This window comes from Bradyrhizobium sp. Pa8, assembly GCF_052588265.1.
In genome coordinates this window covers 7,680,897-7,700,293 of the sequence record NZ_CP176767.1, presented here as the reverse complement: position 1 = coordinate 7,700,293, position 19,397 = coordinate 7,680,897, and the positions used below count along the sequence as shown (strand labels likewise).

21 protein-coding genes are annotated in these 19,397 nt (G+C 63.8%); 10 read left to right on the top strand and 11 right to left on the bottom strand.

The annotated features are described in order from the left end of the window. Nucleotides 1-16: 16 nt before the first annotated feature. Both ACKWRH_RS36510 and ACKWRH_RS36505 read left to right on the top strand, forming a co-directional pair. Nucleotides 17-829 (top strand): ABC transporter permease, encoded by an 813-nt coding sequence (locus ACKWRH_RS36510; RefSeq protein WP_445222539.1) that lies wholly within the window; start codon nt 17-19, stop codon nt 827-829. Continuing rightward, nucleotides 826-1,611, top strand: coding sequence for an ABC transporter permease (locus ACKWRH_RS36505; RefSeq protein ID WP_445217486.1), 786 nt, complete (start codon nt 826-828; stop codon nt 1,609-1,611). The genes ACKWRH_RS36510 and ACKWRH_RS36505 overlap by 4 nt, the downstream gene beginning before the upstream one ends. 144 nt (nt 1,612-1,755) lie before the next feature. Here the strand turns inward: ACKWRH_RS36505 and ACKWRH_RS36500 are convergent, their stop codons facing one another. Continuing rightward, nucleotides 1,756-2,406: a TetR family transcriptional regulator gene (locus ACKWRH_RS36500; RefSeq protein ID WP_445217485.1), complete on the bottom strand. Its 651-nt coding sequence runs from the start codon at nt 2,404-2,406 to the stop codon at nt 1,756-1,758. A 208-nt stretch (nt 2,407-2,614) separates the two neighbouring features. On the opposite strand from ACKWRH_RS36500, the gene ACKWRH_RS36495 reads away from it, so the two are divergent. Together ACKWRH_RS36495 and ACKWRH_RS36490 are read left to right on the top strand one after the other, a co-directional pair. Next, the gene (locus tag ACKWRH_RS36495) at nt 2,615-3,955 is read left to right on the top strand and encodes an MFS transporter (protein ID WP_445217484.1); all 1,341 of its coding nucleotides are present in this window, start codon (nt 2,615-2,617) and stop codon (nt 3,953-3,955) included. Between the two features lie 23 nt (nt 3,956-3,978). Then, a complete protein-coding gene (locus tag ACKWRH_RS36490) occupies nt 3,979-5,472 on the top strand; it encodes a carboxylesterase family protein (RefSeq protein ID WP_445217483.1) in 1,494 nt (497 codons plus the stop codon). Nucleotides 5,473-5,522: 50 nt separating this feature from the next. On the opposite strand, the gene ACKWRH_RS36485 is transcribed toward ACKWRH_RS36490, so the two are convergent. Next, on the bottom strand, nt 5,523-6,407 hold the full coding sequence (locus ACKWRH_RS36485) for an NmrA family NAD(P)-binding protein (protein WP_445217482.1): 885 nt from the start codon (nt 6,405-6,407) through the stop codon (nt 5,523-5,525). A gap of 79 nt (nt 6,408-6,486) precedes the next feature. Here ACKWRH_RS36485 and ACKWRH_RS36480 point away from each other — a divergent pair, with 79 nt between their 5' ends. After that, nucleotides 6,487-7,098 (top strand): TetR/AcrR family transcriptional regulator, encoded by a 612-nt coding sequence (locus ACKWRH_RS36480; protein ID WP_445217481.1) that lies wholly within the window; start codon nt 6,487-6,489, stop codon nt 7,096-7,098. A gap of 51 nt (nt 7,099-7,149) precedes the next feature. Here the strand turns inward: ACKWRH_RS36480 and ACKWRH_RS36475 are convergent, their stop codons facing one another. Both ACKWRH_RS36475 and ACKWRH_RS36470 read right to left on the bottom strand, forming a co-directional pair. After that, nucleotides 7,150-7,611: a GNAT family N-acetyltransferase gene (locus tag ACKWRH_RS36475; protein ID WP_445217480.1), complete on the bottom strand. Its 462-nt coding sequence runs from the start codon at nt 7,609-7,611 to the stop codon at nt 7,150-7,152. Nucleotides 7,612-7,644: 33 nt separating this feature from the next. Continuing rightward, the gene (locus ACKWRH_RS36470; protein ID WP_445217479.1) at nt 7,645-9,342 is read right to left on the bottom strand and encodes a GMC family oxidoreductase; all 1,698 of its coding nucleotides are present in this window, start codon (nt 9,340-9,342) and stop codon (nt 7,645-7,647) included. Nucleotides 9,343-9,604: 262 nt separating this feature from the next. On the opposite strand from ACKWRH_RS36470, the gene ACKWRH_RS36465 reads away from it, so the two are divergent. Beyond that, nucleotides 9,605-10,351: a metallophosphoesterase family protein gene (locus tag ACKWRH_RS36465; protein WP_445217478.1), complete on the top strand. Its 747-nt coding sequence runs from the start codon at nt 9,605-9,607 to the stop codon at nt 10,349-10,351. Nucleotides 10,352-10,501: 150 nt separating this feature from the next. Here ACKWRH_RS36465 and ACKWRH_RS36460 read toward each other — a convergent pair whose 3' ends face one another. From ACKWRH_RS36460 to ACKWRH_RS36430, 7 genes are all read right to left on the bottom strand, one after another. Continuing rightward, nucleotides 10,502-10,624, bottom strand: a complete 123-nt coding sequence (locus ACKWRH_RS36460; protein ID WP_445217477.1) for a hypothetical protein — start codon at nt 10,622-10,624, stop codon at nt 10,502-10,504. Nucleotides 10,625-10,711: 87 nt separating this feature from the next. Further along, nucleotides 10,712-11,164 (bottom strand): universal stress protein, encoded by a 453-nt coding sequence (locus ACKWRH_RS36455; protein ID WP_445217476.1) that lies wholly within the window; start codon nt 11,162-11,164, stop codon nt 10,712-10,714. 76 nt (nt 11,165-11,240) lie between these two features. Further along, nucleotides 11,241-11,669, bottom strand: a complete 429-nt coding sequence (locus tag ACKWRH_RS36450) for a universal stress protein (RefSeq protein ID WP_445217475.1) — start codon at nt 11,667-11,669, stop codon at nt 11,241-11,243. 282 nt (nt 11,670-11,951) lie between these two features. After that, nucleotides 11,952-12,680 carry an aspartate/glutamate racemase family protein gene (locus tag ACKWRH_RS36445; RefSeq protein ID WP_445217474.1) on the bottom strand — a complete coding sequence of 243 codons (729 nt, stop codon included), beginning with the start codon at nt 12,678-12,680 and terminating at the stop codon, nt 11,952-11,954. Nucleotides 12,681-12,717: 37 nt separating this feature from the next. Next, the gene (locus ACKWRH_RS36440) at nt 12,718-13,476 is read right to left on the bottom strand and encodes an amino acid ABC transporter ATP-binding protein (protein WP_445217473.1); all 759 of its coding nucleotides are present in this window, start codon (nt 13,474-13,476) and stop codon (nt 12,718-12,720) included. Continuing rightward, the gene (locus tag ACKWRH_RS36435) at nt 13,473-14,135 is read right to left on the bottom strand and encodes an amino acid ABC transporter permease (RefSeq protein WP_014492727.1); all 663 of its coding nucleotides are present in this window, start codon (nt 14,133-14,135) and stop codon (nt 13,473-13,475) included. Before ACKWRH_RS36435 ends, ACKWRH_RS36440 begins: the two co-directional genes overlap by 4 nt. 6 nt (nt 14,136-14,141) lie before the next feature. Then, nucleotides 14,142-14,978: a transporter substrate-binding domain-containing protein gene (locus ACKWRH_RS36430; protein ID WP_445217472.1), complete on the bottom strand. Its 837-nt coding sequence runs from the start codon at nt 14,976-14,978 to the stop codon at nt 14,142-14,144. Nucleotides 14,979-15,215: 237 nt separating this feature from the next. Here ACKWRH_RS36430 and ACKWRH_RS36425 point away from each other — a divergent pair, with 237 nt between their 5' ends. The 4 genes from ACKWRH_RS36425 to ACKWRH_RS36410 are packed head-to-tail and all read left to right on the top strand — an operon-like array spanning nt 15,216 to nt 19,397. Continuing rightward, nucleotides 15,216-16,133 (top strand): NAD(P)-dependent oxidoreductase, encoded by a 918-nt coding sequence (locus ACKWRH_RS36425; RefSeq protein ID WP_445217471.1) that lies wholly within the window; start codon nt 15,216-15,218, stop codon nt 16,131-16,133. A 15-nt stretch (nt 16,134-16,148) separates the two neighbouring features. After that, on the top strand, nt 16,149-16,502 hold the full coding sequence (locus tag ACKWRH_RS36420) for a RidA family protein (protein WP_445217470.1): 354 nt from the start codon (nt 16,149-16,151) through the stop codon (nt 16,500-16,502). A gap of 10 nt (nt 16,503-16,512) precedes the next feature. Further along, nucleotides 16,513-17,739 (top strand): pyridoxal phosphate-dependent aminotransferase, encoded by a 1,227-nt coding sequence (locus tag ACKWRH_RS36415; protein ID WP_445217469.1) that lies wholly within the window; start codon nt 16,513-16,515, stop codon nt 17,737-17,739. Beyond that, complete coding sequence (locus tag ACKWRH_RS36410) at nt 17,736-19,397, top strand: thiamine pyrophosphate-binding protein (RefSeq protein ID WP_445217468.1); 1,662 nt, start codon at nt 17,736-17,738, stop codon at nt 19,395-19,397. Before ACKWRH_RS36415 ends, ACKWRH_RS36410 begins: the two co-directional genes overlap by 4 nt.

Sequence of the window (19,397 nt, the reverse complement as noted above, 5' to 3'; positions counted from 1 at the left end):
CCGCGAGCATGCGCTGATGCTGGCATTGGTGTCGCCGGCGCTGCTCGTGATTCTTCTCCTGATCGTGCTGCCGGTCGGCTGGCTCGCCTGGCAGTCGATCTACCATGACGGTTTTACGCTGGAGAACTATCGCCGGGTCTTCACGGAAGACATCTACTGGCGCAGCTTTGCGCTGACCTTCGAGATCAGCCTCGCGGTCACCGTGATCGCGCTGCTGCTCGGCTATCCCGTGGCCTACCTCGCCAATGCCGTGCCGAAAGGCTGGAGCATCCTCATCCTGTCGCTGGTGGTGCTGCCGTTCTGGACGTCCGTGCTGGTGCGCGCGTATGCCTGGCTGGCGCTGCTCCAGCGCACCGGCGTGATCAATCAGTTTCTGCGCTATCTCGATGTCATCTCTGAGCCGCTCGCGCTGGTGCACAACACGTTCGGCACGGTGGTTGCGACCGTGCACATCCTGCTGCCGTTCATGGTGCTGCCGCTCTATGCCACCATGCAGAAGATCCCCGGTGATTTGATGCAGGCCGGCGCGAGCCTGGGGGCGAGCCCGTCGCTCACCTTCTTCCGCGTGTTCCTGCCGCTGTCGCTGCCGGGCGTGCTTGCCGGCTGCACCATGGTGTTTGTGCTCTGCCTCGGCTTCTACATCACGCCGGAATTGCTCGGCGGCGGCCGAACCGTGATGGTGTCGATGCTGGTGAGCCGCAATGTCGAGCTCTACAACCAGTTCGGTGCCGCGAGCGCGGTCGCCGTGGTGCTGCTCCTCAGCGTGCTCCTGATCTTCTTCGCCGTCAGCCGCTTCCTCTCGCTCGATCGCGTGTTGGGGCAGAAATGACGCGCACTTCGCCCGCACGGATTGTCCTCTACGTGATCAGCGCACTGGTGCTGGTCTATCTGATCCTGCCCGTACTCATCATCGCGCCGATCTCGTTTTCCAGTGCGCGTTTCCTGACGTTCCCGCCGCCGTCGTTCTCGCTGCGCTGGTACCAGCAATATTTCGCCAATCCGGCCTGGATGCAGGCGACGCGGGTGACGCTGACGGTCGCGTTCTTCACGGTCCTGATCGCAACGCCATGTGGGGTTGCGGCGGCCTACGCGATCAGCCAGTCGAAGCTGCGCATCATGCGCATCATCCATATGGCGCTGCTGCTACCGCTGGTGGTGCCGATCATCATCACCGCGGTCGGCATCTTTTTCGTTTATGCAAAGGTCGGCCTGGTCGCGACCATGCCCGGCCTCGTGCTGGCGAACGTGATGCTGGGCTTGCCCTATGTCGTCATCTCGGTGCTGGCGGGCCTGCAGAGCTTCGATCCGGCACAGGAATTGGTGGCGCGCAGCCTCGGCATGAATCGCCTGCGCAGCTTCTTCGCGGTGACGCTGCCGCAGATCAAGTCGAGCGTGGTCGCGGGCGGCATCTTCGCCTTCATCTCGGCGATGGACGAGACCATCGTCGCGCTGTTCATCTCCGGCGGCCAGTATCAGCCGCTGACCAAGCGCATGTTCACTGCGCTCCGCGACGAGATCGACCCGACCATTGCCGCGATCTCGACGCTGATGACGGCGGCGTCGTTCATGCTGGTGCTGCTGGCGAGCACGCGGGGGAAGAAAGGCGGGTGAGGGGCGCTGTCGCTTCGCCCTCGGTGTCATCGCCCGCGAAGGCGGGCGATCCAGTACTCCGAGAGGGTGGTGATTGAGTCGAGAGGCCGCGGCGTACTGGATTCCCCGCCTTCGCGGGGAATGACAGCGAGTGTGTGGTGGCTGTTAAGCCGTCGCCGCCAGCCACGCCAGGATCATATCCACGATCTGCGTCCTGCTCTTTGCCAGCACCCTGGGCTCGCTGAGGTCGCGGTCGAACAGGGCGCCGAAGGTGTGGCGGTTGGCGACGCGGAAGAAGCAGTAGGAGGAGATGGCGAGGTGCAGGTCGATGGCATCGACGTCGCCGCGGAAGACGCCTTCGCCGCGGCCGCGTTCGAGGATGCCGTCGAGTGTCGCGATCACGCTGGCGTTGAGCTGGCGCAGTTGCAGATTCTGCTTCAGGTGCTTGCCGTGGTGGATGTTCTCGATGCTGACGAGGCGGATGAAGTTCGGATTGCGCTCGTCATGGTCGAAGGTTGCCTCGATCAGCCGGCGCAATCCCTCGCGGGCGTCGCAGCTTCCGATGTCGAGCTGGTCCTCCAGCGCGCGGATGCTGCGATAGGCCTCCTCCAGCACCGCGAGATAGAGCTGCTCCTTGCCGCCGAAATAGTAATAGATCATCCGCTTCGACGTACGCGTGCGCGCCGCGATCGCATCGACGCGGGCGCCGGAATAGCCCTCCGAGGCGAATTCGGCCATCGCCACTTCGAGGATGTCGCGCTTGGTGCGCTCGGGGTCGTTGGTGCGCTTCGATGGGGGCGGCATGCACTCGAGCATCACTGTTTCTCCCGCCAGTTTCCACGGATCACCTTGAAGGTGAAGGCAAATTTCACCCGTCCGGGCACTGATCCAATGCGTATTGCATAAACGTACTAGTTCGTACATTATCGCTCCAGACCAAAGTTGCGGCAACCAGAACCAGAAAACGCGCGCGAGGCGATCTGCCTGACGCGAACCGCACGGGCCACATGGGGAGGAGCTTTCAATGACGTTGACGTCAACCGCACCGCTGCGCGCATCATCCAGCGCGGAAGCCACGCCGAACAAGCTGCCGAAGCGCGCCGCGCTGGTCAGCTTCGTCGGCAGCATGCTCGAATACTACGACTTCTTCATCTACGGCACCGCGGCGGCGCTGATCTTTCCAAAAGTGTTCTTCGCCAATGTCGATCCCTCGACCGCGACGCTGCTCGCGCTGCTCTCCTTCGGTATCGGCTATGTTGCGCGGCCCGTGGGCGCCGTCATCCTCGGCCATTTCGGCGACCGTATCGGCCGCAAGACGGTGCTCTTGTTTACGCTGGTGCTGATGGGCGGCTCGACGCTGGCGATCGGCCTGTTGCCGGATGCCAAGACGATCGGCAACGCCGCGCCTGTCATCCTGACGCTGCTCCGCCTGTTGCAGGGCCTGTCGGCTGCCGGCGAGCAGAGCGGAGCCAACTCGCTGACGCTGGAGCATTCCGCCAATTCGAACCGCGCCTTCTTCACGAGCTGGACCCTGAGCGGCACCCAGGCCGGCGCGATCCTTGCAACACTGGTGTTCATCCCGGTGTCGAGTCTGCCGGAAGACCAGTTGTTGAGCTGGGGCTGGCGCATTCCGTTCCTGCTCTCCGCGCTCGTGCTGCTGGTCGCCTACCTTGTGCGGAGGACCATGCCGGAAACGCCCGTCTTCGAAGACATCAAGGACAAGGCGCAGGTGGCGCGCTTCCCCGTCGTTACGCTCTTGCGCGACTACTGGCCAGACGTGCTTCGCGTCATCGTCTGCGCGCTGATCGCCACCGTGAGCACGATGACCGCGGTGTTCGCGCTCGGCTATGCCACCAGCAAGTTCGGGGTCGCGCGCCCGACCATGCTGTGGGCCGGCGTGCTCGGCAATGTCACGGCGCTGGTCACCCAGCCGTTGTGGGCGCTGCTGGCCGACAGGATCGGCCGCAAGCCGGTGTTCATCGGTGGCGTGCTCGGCTGTGCCGTGCTGGTGTTCCCGTATTTCATGCTGGTGACATCGGGGAATACGCTGGCGATCTTCGCCGCGGCGATGATCCTCTCGGGCATCATCTACGCCGCGCCGAACGCGATCTGGCCGTCGTTCTATGCGGAGATGTTCGACGCGCGCGTGCGTTACTCCGGCACGGCGATCGGCACGCAGCTCGGCTTCCTCGCCGCCGGCTTCACGCCGCTGGTGAGTGCGAGCCTGGTCGGCGAGGGGCCGAACGGCTGGATTCCCGTGGCAATCTTCGTTGCCTGCTGCTGCGTGATCTCGGCGGCATCAGCGGCCACCGCGCGCGAAACCCACAATGTCGACATCGCCGATCTCGGCAAGCAGCGCGCTTGAACGACAGACAGGATTGCGATCGCATGTTGGCCAACGCAGTTTCGACCACCAGCGGGCCGATCATCGGCGCCGAGCAGCCCGGCCTGCGCGCCTTCAAGGGCGTGCCGTTCGCGACCGCGCGGCGCTTTGCCAGAGCGACACCGCCGCTCGCGTGGACGCAGCCGCGCCAATGCACGGACTACGGCGCTTATGCGCCGCAGCCCGACCATCTCGATCATGCTGATGAGGAATCCTGTCTCAGCCTGAACATCTGGGCGCCGGCGGCGGATCACCCGCTGCCGGTCAAGTTCTTCATCCATGGCGGCGCCTTCGTCACCGGCGGCGGTGCCGACTATGACGGCTCCTTCCTCGCCGCGCACGGCCCGGCCGTCATCATCACCATCAACTACCGGCTCGGGCCGCTCGGCTTCCTGCAACTGCATCGTTACGGCCTCACCGAAGCCAACAACCTCGCGCTCCAGGATACGCTCGCAGCGCTCGATTGGGTCCGTGCCAACATCGCGAACTTCGGCGGCGATCCGGATGCGATTACGCTGTCGGGACAATCCGCCGGCGCCTCCATGGTGACCGCGCTCGCAACCCTGCCGCAGGCAAGAGGCAAGTTTATCCGTGCGCTCGCGCTAAGCGCGCCCGGGCGCGACATCATGAGTGCAGGTCACGCCGACGATGTCGCGCGCCACGCGCTCGAGGAGCTCGAGCTGGCGCGCGATCCCAGCGCGATTGCGTCCGTGCCGCTGCCAAAGCTGTTCGCGGCGATAGAGCGCGTCGGACGCAGGCTCGCGGACGAGACGGACGCAGGCACCGTGTTCGGTCCGGTGCTCGACGGCACGGTCATCCCGCGCGAGCCGCGCGACGTCTTCACCGATGGAACTTTGCGCGACATTCCGCTCTGGCTCGGCTCCTGCCGCGATGAGATGGTGATGTTCCTGAAGAGCGCGCCGCCGGCCGCGATGATCCGCACCACCGAACGCCAGGTGCGTACCGCCTTCGGTGATGCCGGCTGGTGTCGCCTGCTGTCCTATTATCGCGCCACCGCGCGCCTCGACGAGGATCCGTACGAGGCGCTGCTGTCGGATGCGTTCTGGCATCGCCCCATGGCCGATCTCGCGCGGCGTCATGCTGCGGCGGGCGGAGCGGTCTGGTTGAGCCGGTTCGATCATCGCCCGGCGCTGGAGCCGTTCCTGTCGCAGGGACCAACCCATGGCGCGGACAATGCCTGCCTGTGGGCGCATCTGCCTGATTTCATCGATCGGCCGATCCTCAGGCGCAAGGGCGGGCCGATGACGCCGGCCGACATCGATGTCGCCGCGCGGTTTCAGGCGAGCGTGCTGCGCTTCGTCACGACTGGCAGGCCGGATGTCGCGCAAGCCTGGCCGCGGTTCGAGCCGGGCCATGAGCCACTCGCGATCTTCGGCCAGCCGTTTCACATCGTGCCGCTCAACGACGGCGCGCGCTTCCGCGTGTGGGCGGAGTTATTGGCGCAGTCCGGCGGGGCCCAAGCCGAGACTGCGATGTAGCAAGGCAGCACCATGAGATGAGAATCCATGATGCGTCGCCTCAGCTTGAGCTATTTCTGAAACACGGAGATGTTGTCGCCCAGCCAATCGGTTACCGGGCGCGGAGCGTGGCCCGTCAACGCGCGAACAGTTGACGTGGTTTCTGCGAGGACCGATTCGTAGAAAAGGCGATCCAGACCGAGCAGCAGGTCGGCGACAAATTCGTTGAGTCCCGACGCGATTAGCTTCTCACGCTGCTCCGCAGGGCTTCGGTGCTGATATGTGACGACACGTCCAAGCAATCTGGACATTTCATTTGCTATCCCAGGCATGCTTACCGCGGTTGGCCCGGTCAGATGATAGGCGCGCTGAGACGTTAAGTGCGCGTCGTCGAGAAGGACAGCGAAAGCCGAGTCTGCCACATCGCGGGTGTCGATCAGGTTGACCAATCCATCGCCGGCTGCTCCGCCCCATGCGTCATTGGCAACGGGAGCGCCAGCCCGCGCTAGGATATCGACGAAACTCGATGGCCGCAAAACCGTGAAGCCTACGTCGCAGGTCGCAAGATGCGCCTCAATTTGCGCATGCCAGTCGAAAGGATGTAACCGAGACGGTGGTCCCAACACGGACAATTTGACGATGTGGCCAACGCCGGCGGCCACGGCTGCGTCGATCAGCGCAATTTCATTGGCGACTTGCCGGGGGGACGTGCCGTGCGCGAGGAACAGACGGTCAGCTCCGCGCAGCGCGTTGTCCAAAGTCGATCGCGCGTCGAAGTCCACGGTCGCAAGCGAAACTCCGGACGGCAGACGTCCAGCATCCGACGTGCGGGTCAATGCCACGATCTCAACCGGTTCCGTGAACAGTTTCGAAATCAAGGCGGAGCCCACACGACCTGTGGCTCCCGCAACCGCAATGCGCGTACGGCCGGCGCTGCGCTGGGAGGGGTTGAACATCCGGATAACCTTTCGTATCTTGGAACGATCAGTTCAAGATACTTGGAACGATCGTTCCATGATGTCAAGCGGGAATGGCATGAGTGGAAAACCCCAATTCGATGACGATGCCGTGATCAATTCCGCGATGGATGTGTTTTGGCGTCACGGCTATTCGGCCTCGTCGATCGATCAACTGACGACGGCGATGGGCTTGTCGCGGTCCAGTATGTACAAGCGATTTCAAGACAAGGACGGGCTATTCGGGGAGGTCCTTTCGACTTACGTCGCGCGCGTCGAGCGGCGCATGAGCGCTGTTCGAGGCGAGACGAAGCGCAAACAGCTCGAAGCGCTGTTGCGGGAATTCCTCCCCAGAGAAGGCAAGACGGCGCGGCCCGCGGGATGCATGCTGGCCCGATCGTGCGCTGAGATGGTCGATTTGCCTCCGGCAGGCCAGTCGGTCGCTCGGCAGGGACTTATGCGGCAGCGCGCGATCCTCGGCGGCATTTTACGCGAGGCGGTCGCAAGTGGAGAATTGGCAGCGACGGCGGACATCGACGGATTAGCGTGGCACTACCTTGGTGTGTTGCAGGCGATAATGAATTTGCCACAAGCTGGCGCGACTGTCGGCGAGCTTCGCCGCGTCGTAGAGCTTGCAATGTTGGCATGGCCATTCGTCCCAACTGTCACCGCCACCCAACGTACGGTCTGACGTGGACGTTCGCTCGGCCCGCGGCATGGCTGCCTGCGAGCCAATCCAGGCCTACATAGGGGCAGCGAGCGATCGCTCCATGATGATTGTGCGTTCGTCGCCATAGTAGCTGTCGCGCACAGCCTTGAACCCGAGCCGAGCATAGAAGGATTCAGCGGTGACTGAAGACGGGACGGTCAACGACGCGATCTCTCGCTCGCGCGCGATGCGCTCGATCTCGGCCATCAGCCGTTTGCCGATCCCCTGGGCCTGAACGTCGGGAGCCACGAAGACCGTGCGGACGACGCTTTCGTCGAGGCTCGCCGTTCCAACGACGCGGCTGCCGACGGCGGCAACAAGGACCGTGCGTTTGCGGATCAGTTCCAGAACGGCGGTCGGGCTGAAGTTATGCTCGACCCGCTCGATGATCTCGTCTGTGTAATCCCTCGCATTTGTCTCGCGCAGTGCGCGCAGAATGACGGCGCTGATTTCGCCGCTGTCCTCTTCGCGCGCCGGGCGGATGGTGCAATCCATTGATCCCTCCATTTGCCCGGCAGTCGCTAGCGTTCACTGTACCATCGCCGCAGCGATCTTCTCCGCCGACATCAGCACCGGAAAATTGGTGTTGGCGCATGGCACCACCGGAAAGATCGAGGCGTCGACAACGCGCAGGCCCTGAACGCCTTTGACGCGGCCTTGACTATCGACCACCGCCATCGGATCGTCGGCGCGGCCCATGCGGCATGAGCACGAGGCGTGCCACACCCCGATGGTCGCCTTGCGGACGAAGGCTTCCAGCGCATCGTCGTCGTTCATCACCTGGTCGAAGGTAAAACCTTCGACGACGAAATTGTCGATCAGGTAGTGGCGCAGCGCCGCCGGCCCGTCCATCAAGGTCGCGGCGATCTTGGTCAGGATCCTGTTTTTGGTATTGACCACGCCGATCTTGCGCACCTTGTCCGTATAGGCGGCCGGAAACGGCTTGTCCGTCACCGCTTTGACCGCGTCGCTCATCTGCACGGCCGCCATCTTGCGGAAGCCGCTCATCAGGCGATCGAGGTCGCGGCGGTCGGACAGCAGATTGAACTCGACGATCGGCTCGGCGGCGGGATCGCGCGAGGCGAGCTTGACCTGTCCGGTCTCGGAATAGGTCTTGTTGACGAAGGTCAGCAGCGAGCCGATCTGCTCGCCGACCGCGTGCCAGGCCGATTTGCTGAGCAGAACGACGAACATGTCGCCCTTCGGTACGCCCGACAGCCCGGATGAATAGCGCAGGCCAAGCTGCATGTGGCGCCTGGTGTGCTCGTTCATGCGCGCGCCGCGGCGGACAAAGGACGACAGCGAAATCGAAGGATGATCCATCAGGCGCTGGCCGACGCCTGCCAGTCCCATCAGGACCGGAATGCCCATATCCTTGAGGTGACCGACCGGGCCGATGCCGGCGCGCAGGAGATGCGCCGGCGAATGGATCGCGCCGCTGGAGAGGATGATCTCGCGGCCGCGGAATTCCTGTTCCCGCCCGTCGACCATCGCCTTCACGCCGACGCATTGCGTGCCTTCGAACAGCAGCCCTCTCACCTGCGTGTTGGTGGAGATGGTGAGATTGGCGCGCTTGCGCGTGTCACGATCGAGATAACCCATCGCGGCCGAGACGCGTTGCTCGGCCTGATTGGAATGCGTCACCGGAAAATAGCCGTCGACGAACTCGCCGTTCTGGTCCGGCACGAACCGATGGCCGGCCTGCTGGAAGGCGTCGGCGAACGCCTGCGAATGCCGCGTCCAGTGTTCACGCGGAATTCTGCGTACCGGAATTCGACCGTCCTTGCCGTGGTACGGCCCGTCGAAATCGAGGTCGCGCTCGACCTTCTTGAAGAAGGGCAGTACGTCGTTCCAGCTCCAGCCGTCGGCGCCCCGCGCGTCCCATTCATCGTAGTCGGTCGGTGCGCCGCGGTTGGCCATCTGGCCGTTGATCGACGAGCCGCCGCCGAGCACGCGCGCCTGCTCGTATTTGCGCAGGGGAGGACGCGCTTCGTTGGGATTGTTGTGGCTGACGATCTGGGTCGTGACCTTGAGTTCGGTCCAGTGGAAGCGGGGATCGAAATAGGCCGTGCCCGGATAGCTGTCCCTGATCTCGGCTGGCTCGTTGCCGGGCGGTGTGTCCTGTCCGGCCTCGCACAGCAGGACCTTGTTGGCGCTCTTTGCGGAGAGCCGGTGGGCCAGCACGGACCCCGCCGAGCCGCCGCCGACGATAATGAAGTCGTACACGATTGGCGTTTCCTCTTGGTCTTGTCCGGGAAACGTAGCGCGTTATTTTCCCGAGGTCACGTCGGCATTGCCGCGACAGTTCGTAACTCGCATCGCTTGCCTGGCAACCACGATCGTGTAATTCTTCTGCCAGCGCCGATTTGATCCTCAGCTTGCGGGCGCTTCTACAAATGCAGCTAAAGAGACGTAGCTAAATTGACTAGCCAGTCCTGCATTCCCCGCATAGCGAGAACAATCGGCCATTCCGAATGGGAGGGGCCCTATGAGATTTGCTGCCATCGCGGACGTGCATGGGAATCGTCCGGCACTTGAAGCCGTCCTTGCGGACATTGCCATGCTCGGCATCGACGAGGTCGTGAACCTCGGCGACCACGTCAGTGGCCCGCTCGAGGCGGCCAAGACCGCGGACCTGTTGATGGCGCGAGGCTTTCCGTCGATCCGGGGCGACCAGGATCGAATCCTCGTCGAGCTCTGGCAGGCCGGCGGCTCCGCTCGCAGCGATTTCCGTCAGCTCGAGCGCAAGCATTTCGAGTGGATGGCAAGCATGCCGTCCACGCTCACGTATAAGGAACGGGTGTTCCTGTGCCATGGATCGCCAAGGGATGACGCAGCTTTCTGGCTCGACCACATCGCCGACGACGGCTGCCCACGTCCGAGCGGCATCGACGCGATCGAGGCTGAAGCTGAGGGGATCGACGCCGAGATCATCCTGTGCGCCCACACCCATATTCCGCGCGTGGTGCGTTTGAGGGATGGGCGGCTGGTCGTCAATCCCGGCAGCGTCGGGTTGCCCGGCTATGACGGGAAAGTGCCTGTCCCCTACGTGGTCGAAGTCGGCACGCCTCACGCGTGCTACGCAATTCTGGAGCATGCCGGCGCAGGCTGGTCCGCGACGATCCGCTACGTGCCCTACGACACCACGGCCATGGCGGCACTGGCGCGCAGCAAAGGCATGCTCATCTGGGCGAGTGCGATTGCGACGGGTTGGGTTCAACAGCAGCGCGAGTAGGCTTGCTGCTACAGCAAAAGCAAGACCGTCAGTTCGGACACGGTTGTCCTGCAGCGCCCCACAGGGCCATATCCTTGACATGATCCTCAAACGTGCCCGGCGGGGTCGTGCGGCCGGCACCGGGTGCCCATCCGCGCGGGATGAAGCCGTTCAATGATGCATCGTGCCGCAGATGCTCCAGCAGGCCCACGGCTGGCGCTTGATCCCATTGACCGTGAGCTCGATCATGACGGTATCCTTTCGCGCGTCCTCGCGGGACGTAAGGTCGAACAAGCACGCTCCAGCGAGCGCAGTCGAACTTTTGGGCCGGCATGTTCAGCGTGCTTGTTGTGCGTTCCCAAGCGCAGTGTTTCTCCGGAATCAGTGCACGACCAGCACCGGCACGCTTCCGTCCGCCAGGACTTCCGATGTTTGACTTCCAAGGAATAGCTTCTTGAGACCCCGGCGCCCATGAGAGCCCATGACGATCAAGTCGCAACCTGCGGACTTTGCCGTTGCGATAATCGTGGTGGCCGGGTGTGCATTTGGGACATGCAGGAGCTCTGCAGATATCCCGGCCTGCTCTGCCATGGCACGCGCTTCATCGAGGAATTTGCCCGCACGTTCCTTGCAGGCAGCGTCAAAGCTATCAATTTCCTGCTGCGACGGTATCCATCCCGAGGCGTGTCCGCTCCCGTAGTCGATCGGCAGTGATTCCGTCACGGCGATGACTGTCACTTTGGCCTTCAAGGCCTTTGCCAAAGCAATCCCATGCTTGATGCCGTTTCTCGCGACGTCCGATCCGTCTGTGCTTAAGAGAATCCGGGTGTACATTTGGAGACTCCGTTTCTCGACGGCCTTGTCGCCATCTTCCGGCGCGCTGGTTTGACTTCAACAGGGGGCTGCATATTCATGGACAGACCAGGACGGGGGTCTTCGCGTGCGTCAGCACCTTGTTCGTCACGCTCCCGATGAGAAGCGCGGAAAGTCCGCCGCGCCCATGCGACGACATGACGATGAGATCGCAGCCCTTATCCGCGGCTGCTGCGACGATGGCCTGATGGGGTTGCCCGCTCTCCACTTGAATCGTCTCGCAGGAAATACCGGCCGTTTTGGCCGCATTTGCCGCACCGTCCAGTACGCTCTTGGCCTGTTCCTTGCGCAGCTCAGCATATGTTGCGATTGCTTCAAGGAACCGGCCTGACACTTCGGAAAATTGTTCCACAACGAAGATGAAAGATACGGTGGCTCCAAGGGATTTCGCCAGCGCCAACCCCTGCGCCACCCCACGCTCCGCTAGCTCAGACCCGTCTGTCGGAATGAGAATATGCCGGTACATGCTTTACCTCCCGATTGTCTGGACGTATCGCTGCCTTGCGAAGATATGCTAGCTCGCGCTCCGACTGCAGTCTTGAGATAAATCAACCTATTGGCTCACCTTGCCGCGATCCGGATGTCCGCAATTGGGCACAACCCGGACGTCTGCGGAGGCGGCTATCGCGCCGCTGCCAGTGGCTGAGGGCACCTCATACGCGACCGGTGGGGAGAGGTGAGCACCGAGGCCGCCGGCCAAACCTATTTCATCATGCTCTAGCGCATTTGCGGTGAACTCTGTGTCCGTCTAGCGCAGGAACGGCACGGGATGGGCTGCGCGGTAGAAGAAGTTGATCAATGTATTGATGTCGAACACCGGCAGCCCCGACACCTCGGCGACGTCCCGCGAGAACGGGCACATGTTGGTGCACTCGAACAGGATCGCACCCGGGTTTCTGCAGGACGCCATGAAGGCTTCCGTCATCTCGATCATCTCGGCGCGCAGCACGTCGGTGTCCAGTTCCTCGCGGCCGAGAATGTAGGTTGCGGGAAACTGCGCATCGGGCTTCATGCCCTGGATCTGGACGGGGATCTCGTCCGGCGACCAGCCGACACCGCGGAAATGCCCCTCGTTCATGTGGTGGCCGCGTTCGGTGAAGATGCCGATGACCTTGCCCGGCGGCTGCATGGCATGGATCAACGGCGCCTGGATCAGGCTGGAGGTGAAGACCGGGATGTTCACGGCAGCCGCGAGCTGCTGCTGAAATGGCGCGAGGAAGCCGCAGCTCGTCGTGATCGCCTTGACGCCGTCGGCTTCCAGCTCGCGGGCCGCCGCGACGAACGGCTCGAGCAGGGCGGGATCGGGATGGTCGCCCATGATCCTCGTGGCGTGTGCGCCGCGCACGATCTTGTAGCGCACCGGGAAATCATAGGAGAGCGCATTGCCGATGTCGCCGCGCGGGCGAGGGAAGCGGGTATCGAGCATCAGGATGCCGATCGTCTCGCCGTAATTCGTGAAGCCGCCGCGAAGTTTCATAATCTACCCACCGATCTGGGATGGTCGTGACGGCAGTCTAATGCGTCTCGTGAAACCGGGCCAGGAACGCCTTCAGCCGCTCGCTGCGCGGCTGGCGGATGGTCTCTTCGGGCGTGCCGATCTCGGCCAAGATGCCGTCGTTCATGAAGCCGACGCGGGTGGAGACGTCGGCGGCGAAGGCCATCTCGTGCGTCACCAGCACCATGGTCATGCCTTCGCTCGCAAGGCTGCGGATGACGGAGAGGACTTCGCCGACAAGCTCGGGATCGAGCGCCGAGGTCGGCTCGTCGAACAGCATCACGTCTGGCCTCATCGCGAGCGCACGCGCGATCGCGACGCGCTGCTTCTGGCCGCCGGACAGGCGGCTCGGAAAGGCGTCGGCCTTGTCGGCGAGGCCGACCTTGGCGAGCAGATCGCGGCCGAGCGCGTTGGCCTCGTTCTGCGCCATGCCCTTCACCTGCACCGGCCCTTCGGTGACATTGCCGAGCACCGACATGTGCGGGAACAGGTTGAAATGCTGGAACACCATGCCGACGCTGCGGCGAAGCAGCGCGAGCTGGGCATCGCCGGCGGCGCGCATGCCCTTGCCGAAGGCGAATTTGTGCGTGCCGATGGCAAGCTCACCCTGCTGCGGCATTTCCAGGAGGTTCAGGCAGCGCAGGAAGGTGGACTTGCCGGAGCCGGAGGCGCCGATCAGGGTGACGACCTCGCCGCGTGCGACCGAGAGCGATACGCCCTTGAGCACCTCGTGGTCGCCGAACGCCTTGTGGATGTTGTCAGCGATCAGAGCACTCATCGGTGCGCTCCCATCTTCAGCTCGACCCTATCAGCGACCAGCGTCAGCGGGAACAGCACGACGAAATAGAGCACGGCAATCGTGGTGTAGACCTCGAGCGGCTTGTAGCTTGACGCCGTGATGACAGTGCCCTGGTAAAGCAGGTCGCCGACCGCGACCACCGACACCAGCGAGGTGTTCTTGAGCTGCATGATGGTCTGGTTGATGAAGGAGGGGATCATCACCTGGGTTGCCTGCGGCAGTACGATGCGGCGAAAGATCTTGCCGCGGCGCATGCCGATGGCGCGGCCGGCTTCCCACTGGCCGGTGTCGACGGCCTCGATGCCGCCACGGAAGATTTCCGCATAGAACGAGCCGGCATAGAGCGATAGCGCGATGAAGCAGGCCATCGCCGGCGACATGTCGACGCCGATCAGCACGGGCAGGGCGTAGTAGACCCAGATCAGCTGCACCAGCAGCGGCGTGCAGCGGAACACCTCGATATAGAGACGCAACGGCACCGTGACCCAGCGTGGTGCCGTCGTGCGCAGGATGCCGACGAACAGTCCGATGGCGAGACCCGCGACCACCGTGGTCACCGTGTAATACACGGTGACCAGGAGCCCTTGCCAGATCAGGCCCCAATACGGCTTGAGCGCCGCGAAGTCCCAGACATACATGGCCGATCAGAACTGCACTTCGGCCGGAAGATCGTCGGCGGTGAGGCCGACGGCCTCGAAGCCTTTCAGCATCCAGTCGCGGGTCTGGCCCATCGAGCGGTTGTAGTCGGCCCAGGCGCTGAGGAAATCCTTGTAGCGGCGATCGCTCTCGGCGCGGATGCCCATGTTGGTCGGCAGCGTCAGCAGCGGCCGCGGAATGGCGAGATCGCCGAGGTTCGGGTTCTTCTTCAGCGTCGAGACGGAAAGCACCGCCAGCGAGACGTTGCAGTCGGCACGTCCGGTCGCAACGGCAAGGATCGCCTCGTCGCGGTTCTTGAAGCCGAGGATGGTCGCCTTCGGGCAGTAGCGGCGCGCGATCGTCTCGTGGGTCGAGCCGATGTCGACGGCGATCTTGACCTCGGGCTTGTTGAGCTCGGCCCAGGTCTGCGGCTTGGCGAAGCCTTTCTTGGTGATGACGGTGAAGGAGTGCACCAGGATCGGGGTCGAGAAGTCGATGACGAGCGCGCGTTCCGGCGTCGGGTTCACGGCGAAGGCGAGGTCGACCTTGTCGGCCTGGAGGTCGAGGATCTGGTTGCCCCAGGTCGATTCCAGCGTCTCGAGCTTGGCGCCCAACTTGCCGGCGATGTCCTTGGCCATGTCGATGCAGGCGCCCGACCATTCGTTGGTGGCGAGGTCCTTATGGAAATAGGGCTCCTGGCCGACGATGACGGCGACGCGCAGCACGCCATTCTTCTTGATGCGGTCGAGCGTCGAGGTCGGTGCGTCGGCCCTGGCCGAGCTGCTCGCGGCGGCAATCGCTGCGCCTGCCAGCGCGACAGTGGTGAGAGCGTCCCTGCGATTCATGGTTTCTGTCTCCCTGGAATTTGGGTCGGATCGTCTCCGGCCGCTGGACTATTTCTGTATTCAGGATAAAATGCAATCCGGTATTTTGATTTGCTGACCGTTTGGGCGGCAAGGCAGAAATGAGCCCAATATCTTGGCAGGATTGCGTAAAATTCCTGATGGGGAGGGGTTGTAAATTGCATTTAAGTCTGAATACAAGACTGTACGCAACATGGAAGTGATCTGAAGGAGAGGCCTGTGCGCGCCCTATTCGTCGATGCGAACGAGACCCTGGCAGCGGTGACCGACAAGCTGCTGCGCTCTGCGAGCCTGCCGGTCAGCATCAACCGCAATCCCTCGATCAAGCCCGACGATCTGCCCGGCCTGCTCGGCGATGCCGAGATCATGATCGTCGACCACACCGCGGTGCCATCAGCGATTGCCGAGAAATGCGCGAAGCTGAAGCACGTCGTCTTCCTCGGCACCGGCGCGCGCAGCTACATGAATCCGGAAGAGCTCGCTGAGCGCGGCATCTCCGTCCACACCATCAAGGGTTATGGCGATACGGCCGTTGCCGAATGCTCGATCGCGCTGATGTGGGCGTCTGCGCGAAATTTTGGCGAGATGGACCGCGGTATGCGCGAGGGCAACTGGCTGCGCCGTGATGCGATGCAGCTCACCGGCAAGACGCTCGGCCTGATCGGTTTTGGCGGCATTGCTGCGGAAGCCGCGCGGATGGCGGCGGGCTGCGGCATGAAGGTGATCGCCTGGAACAGGACGCCGAAGACCCATCCCGGCGTCGAGTTCGTCTCGCTGGAGAAGCTGCTTGCCGAAAGCCATGTCATCTCGCTGCATCTCTTGCTCAACGACGAGACCAAAGGCTTCCTGTCGCGCGAGCGCATCGCGCAGATGCGCCCCGGCAGCATCCTGATCAACACGGCGCGCGGCGCTGTGGTCGATGAGGACGCAATGCTCGACGCGCTACGCTCCGGCCACATCGGCCATGCCGGCCTCGACGTCTTCACCGTCGAGCCGCTGCCCGCCGGTCATCCCGTGACCAAGCTGCCGAACGTGACGCTGTCGGCGCATTCGGCGTTCCGCACGCCCGAGGCGAGCGACAACCTCATCGGCGCGGCGCTCGACCACTGCCGCCGCATCATCGCCACCGGCAAGTAAAGTTAAGGACATCCCATGTCGGATATCACCCGCATCGACCAGAACGCCCGCCGCAGCCGCGCTTCCGTGTTCGGCGATCTCGTTTTCCTCGCTGGTCAGGTGGCGGACACCAAGGCCGCCGATATCACCCAGCAAACGAAAGAGGCGCTGGCGAAGGTCGACGACATGCTGTCGCGCGCCGGCACCGACAAGTCGCGCCTGCTCAGCGTGCAGGTCTGGCTTAGGAACATGGACGACTTCGACGCCATGAACGCGGTCTATGATGCCTGGGTCGTGCCGGGCAACACGCCGACCCGCGCCTGCGGCAAGGTCGAGCTTGCCGATCCCGCCTACCGTATCGAGGTGATCGCGATCGCCGCACGCAAGTAAAGGCTCGGCCGTGACTGTCCAGGCGCCCGCATCGAGCTTCCGCCCTGCGCAACGGATCAGCGCGATCGGTGTCTCCGAGATCTTGAAGATCGGCGCAGTCGCGCAGCGGCTGAAGCGTGAGGGGCGACCGGTGATCGTGCTGGGCGCCGGCGAGCCTGACTTCGATACGCCCGATCATGCCAAGGACGCGGCGATGCGCGCCATCCGCGCCGGCCAGACCAAATATACCATCCTCGACGGCACCGTGGAATTGAAGGCGGCCATCGCCGAGAAATTCCGCCGCGAGAACGATCTCGTCTATGCCGCCGACGAGATCACCGCAGGCGCCGGCGCCAAGCAGGTGATCCACAACGCCTTCATGGCGAGCTTAAGTCCAGATGACGAGGTCATCCTCGCCGCCCCCTATTGGACCAGCTATGCCGACATGGTGCGGATCGCCGACGGCACGCCGGTCGACGTGCCCTGCCGCGAAGAGAACGGCTTTCGCCTCGACGCCGCCGATCTCGAACGCGCGATCACGCCGAAGACGCGCTGGCTGCTGCTGAACTCGCCGTCCAATCCGACCGGAGCCGCCTATTCGGCCGCGCAGCTTCGCCCGATCCTGGATGTGCTCAAGCGCCATCCGCATGTCTGGTTGATGGCGGACGACATCTACGAGCACCTGATTTATGACGGCATGCCGTTCGTGACCGCAGCGGCGCTCGAGCCGAGCCTGAAATCACGCACGCTGACCGTGAATGGTGTTTCCAAGGCCTACGCCATGACCGGCTGGCGCGTTGGCTATGGCGGCGGTCCGCGCGAATTGATTGCAGCGATGGCGGTGGTGCAGAGCCAGAGCACGACCAATCCCTCCTCGGTGAGCCAGGCCGCCGCGATCGCCGCGCTGACGGGGCCGCGAGGCATCCTGATCGAGCGTCGCACCGCGTTCCAGCGCCGCCGAGACATCGTGGTCGATGCGCTCAACGCCATCGATGGCGTCACCTGCCGCCGGCCGGAAGGCGCGTTCTATACCTATGCCAGCTGCGCCGGCCTGATCGGCCGCCGCACGCCGGATGGGACCGTTATCGACAGCGATGCCGCGTTCTGCCGCTTCCTGCTGGAGAGGCATGACGTGGCCGTGGTGCCGGGCAGCTGTTTCGGCCTTGCACCTTATTTCCGCCTGTCCTACGCCACCTCGGAACAAAACTTGCGCGAGGCCGTGATGCGCATCGCCAAAGCCTGCAGGGAGCTGTCATGACCATTCGCAACACCCGCACCGGGGGCCAGATCCTGGTCGATCAGCTCGTCGCCCAAGGCGTCGAGCGCGTCACCTGCGTGCCGGGCGAGAGCTACCTCGCGGCGCTCGACGCGCTCCATGACAGCCCGATCGACGTCGTGATCTGCCGCGCCGAAGGCGGTGCTGCGATGATGGCGGAAGCCTATGGCAAGCTTACCGGCCGTCCCGGAATCTGCTTCGTCACCCGCGGCCCGGGCGCCACTAATGCGAGCCACGGCGTCCACATCGCGATGCAGGATTCGACGCCGATGATCCTGTTCGTCGGCCAGGTCGACACCGGCATGCGCGAGCGCGAGGCGTTCCAGGAGCTCGACTACAAGGCGGTGTTCGGCACCATGGCGAAATGGGCCGTCGAGATCGATCGCCCCGATCGCATTCCGGAGCTGGTCGCGCGTGCCTTCCGCGTCGCCATGCAGGGCCGTCCGGGTCCCGTGGTAATCGCGCTGCCGGAGAACATGTTGACCGAGACGGCGGCCGTTGCGGACGCTATGCGCATCGAGCCGGCCGTGAGCTGGCCGGCACCATCAGATATCGAGCGCGTCGGCGCCATGCTCGCAAGCGCCAAGGCGCCGCTCGTTATCCTCGGCGGCTCGCGCTGGACGGATGAGGCGACCAAGAGCATCGCGCGCTTTGCCGAACGGTTCGACCTGCCGGTCGCGACCTCGTTCCGCCGGGCCTCGCTGATCGACGCCGATCATTCGCATTATGCCGGCGATCTCGGCATCGGGCCGAGCCCGGGCCTGAAGGCGCGTATCGATAGCGCCGACGTCCTTCTCCTCATCGGCGGCCGCATGTCGGAGATGCCGTCCTCGTCCTACACGCTGCTCGACATTCCGACCCCGCAGCAGAAGCTGATCCACGTGCACCCGGGCTCCGAAGAGCTCGGCCGCATCTATCAGCCGGCGCTCGCGATCCAGGCGACGCCCGCCGCGTTCGCCGCCGCCGTCGAGACGCTGAAGCCCGCTGGCGCCGTTGCCTGGAAGGGCGAGGCCGCCAAGGCGCATGCCGATTACCTCGCCTGGACCGACAAGGCGCGTGAGCTGCCGGGCACATTCCAGTACGGCCAGGTCATGACCTGGCTGCGCGACCGCCTGCCGAAGGACGCGATCGTCTGCAACGGCGCCGGCAATTACGCCGGCTGGATCCATCGTCATCACCGCTTCCACAGCTTTGCCGCCCAGCTCGCGCCGACCTCGGGCTCGATGGGCTATGGCGTACCGGCGGCGGTGCTCGCAAAACGGCAATATCCGGATCGCGTCGTCGTCGCCTTTGCCGGTGATGGCTGCTTCCTGATGAACGGCCAGGAATTCGCGACAGCCGTGCAGTACGATGCGCCGCTCGTGGTCATCGTCGTCGACAATTCGCAATACGGCACCATCCGCATGCACCAGGAGCGGGATTATCCCGGCCGCGTCGTCGGAACCCAGCTCAAGAACCCCGACTTCGCGATGTACGCCAAGGCGTTCGGCGGCCATGGCGAGCGCGTCGAGCGGACCGAAGAGTTCGCGCCGGCCTTTGAGCGCGCCCTGGCCTCGGGCAAGCCGTCGATCCTCCACTGCATCATCGATTCCAGGGCGATCTCGGTCGGCAAGGATTTCACGCCCGCGGTGAAGGCCTAA